The organism is Planococcus sp. CP5-4_YE, from assembly GCF_019042655.1.
In the GTDB taxonomy this organism is placed as follows: domain Bacteria; phylum Bacillota; class Bacilli; order Bacillales_A; family Planococcaceae; genus Planococcus.
On sequence record NZ_JAHPZO010000043.1, the window covers coordinates 1 to 1317 of the forward strand.

Consider the following 1317-nt stretch of genomic DNA (forward strand, 5'->3'; position numbering starts at 1 on the left):
GCTCGGTTTTCAGGCGCTCGCTTTTTGCCCGTTCAGAGACCGATGCCTTGTAACCTTCACGCAACACATTCAAATGTTAGGCATGTCTACTAAGAGGTGACTTGCCTTTCACTTTCAATTCCGCCACCAAGTATTCATTACCGGGAAGCCGTGTCTATATTGCGCTGGCAGAACAAGCCGATGAACTGGCCATAACGATTAAAAATATCACGCGCTACGAACTGGGCGACAATACGGAGGAATTGCTCGAACGTTTCAAGCGCGTGATATTTTTAATCGTTATGGCCAGTTCATCGGCTTGTTCTGCCAGCGCAATATAGACACGGCTTCCCGGTAATGAATACTTGGTGGCGTTCAAGATCAAGTTGTCGAGAAGGCGCCACCACTTCTGGCCGTCGACCGAAGCATACACAGGATGGTCCGGCGCTGTAATGCGGACGTCAAGTTCTGCTTCCTGCACCGCTTCCTCATGCTCTGCCAAGGCTTGTGTGACCAGTTGCTTCATATCCAAGTGCTGCTTTGAGAGTTCTACGTTTCCGCTAGCCATTTTCGAGACTTCGAATAAATCTTCGATAAGTACTTTCAAGCGCTCTGATTTCCGGTCGAGTATGTGAAGGTGGTGTGGGGCATTGGCTACAAAATGGAAAAATGATCTTTGGTCAGTCGCTGCGATTGCGGTTGCTGCGGTATGCCTCATCTACTGCTCTTCTTTTATTTTGGACTTTGTCATCAAGTCGCCGGAAGATTTGCTTGCGACACTCCGCCACTTAACAAAGGGAGATACATAATATGAAGAAATGGATGTGGCTTGCCGGCCTTTCCTTATTGCTCTTATGCTTATGGACCGTCATGGAAAAAGGATCGGGTTATTTCGGCAAGGCGTATACGAACACACAATCTTTTCGTTATGATTTTACGGATATGTACAGCGACGATATTCTCTGCATTATATGCCGGCTCCCGCCATACGCGCTCGTAGATTTCGCCGATGGAAAAGACACGGCCCGGATGCTGCATCAATAATTCAGTTATATTGAATTCCGTCGGTGTCATGCGGATTTCCTCACCGTCTATCGTCACCGTTTTCGACTCTGAATCTAGCCTCAACCCATCTATTTCAAGCGTATGGCGGGAGCCGGCATATAATGCAGAGAATATCGTCGCTGTACATATCCGTAAAATCCGGGAAAAGATCGAGGCAGATCCGAAAAATCCGAGATATGTGAAGGTGGTGTGGGGCATTGGCTACAAAATGGAAAAATGATCTTTGGTCAGTCGCTGCGATTGCGGTTGCTGCGGTATGCCTCATCTACTGCT

General features: G+C 47.8%; 1 protein-coding gene and 2 pseudogenes. 1 reads left to right on the forward strand and 2 read right to left on the reverse strand.

Annotation, left to right across the window (positions count from 1 at the left end; all coding sequences use genetic code 11):
• Window positions 1-214: 214 nt before the first annotated feature.
• Together KTG14_RS17760 and KTG14_RS17915 are read right to left on the reverse strand one after the other, a co-directional pair.
• Window positions 215-697 carry a sensor histidine kinase gene (locus KTG14_RS17760; RefSeq protein ID WP_216972112.1) on the reverse strand — a complete coding sequence of 161 codons (483 nt, stop codon included), beginning with the start codon at window positions 695-697 and terminating at the stop codon, window positions 215-217.
• Window positions 698-900: 203 nt separating this feature from the next.
• Window positions 901-1122 (reverse strand): annotated as a pseudogene (locus tag KTG14_RS17915) (winged helix-turn-helix domain-containing protein); the annotation flags it as partial.
• 1 nt (window position 1123) lies between these two features.
• Here KTG14_RS17915 and KTG14_RS17770 point away from each other — a divergent pair.
• Window positions 1124-1264, forward strand: a pseudogene (locus tag KTG14_RS17770) (winged helix-turn-helix domain-containing protein); the annotation flags it as partial.
• Window positions 1265-1317 lie beyond the last annotated feature (53 nt).

Excerpts from the sequence above, each read along its gene's own strand:
- KTG14_RS17760 (WP_216972112.1), bottom strand. The coding sequence starts at position 697 with ATGAGGCATACCGCAGCAACCGCAATCGCAGCGACTGACCAAAGATCA.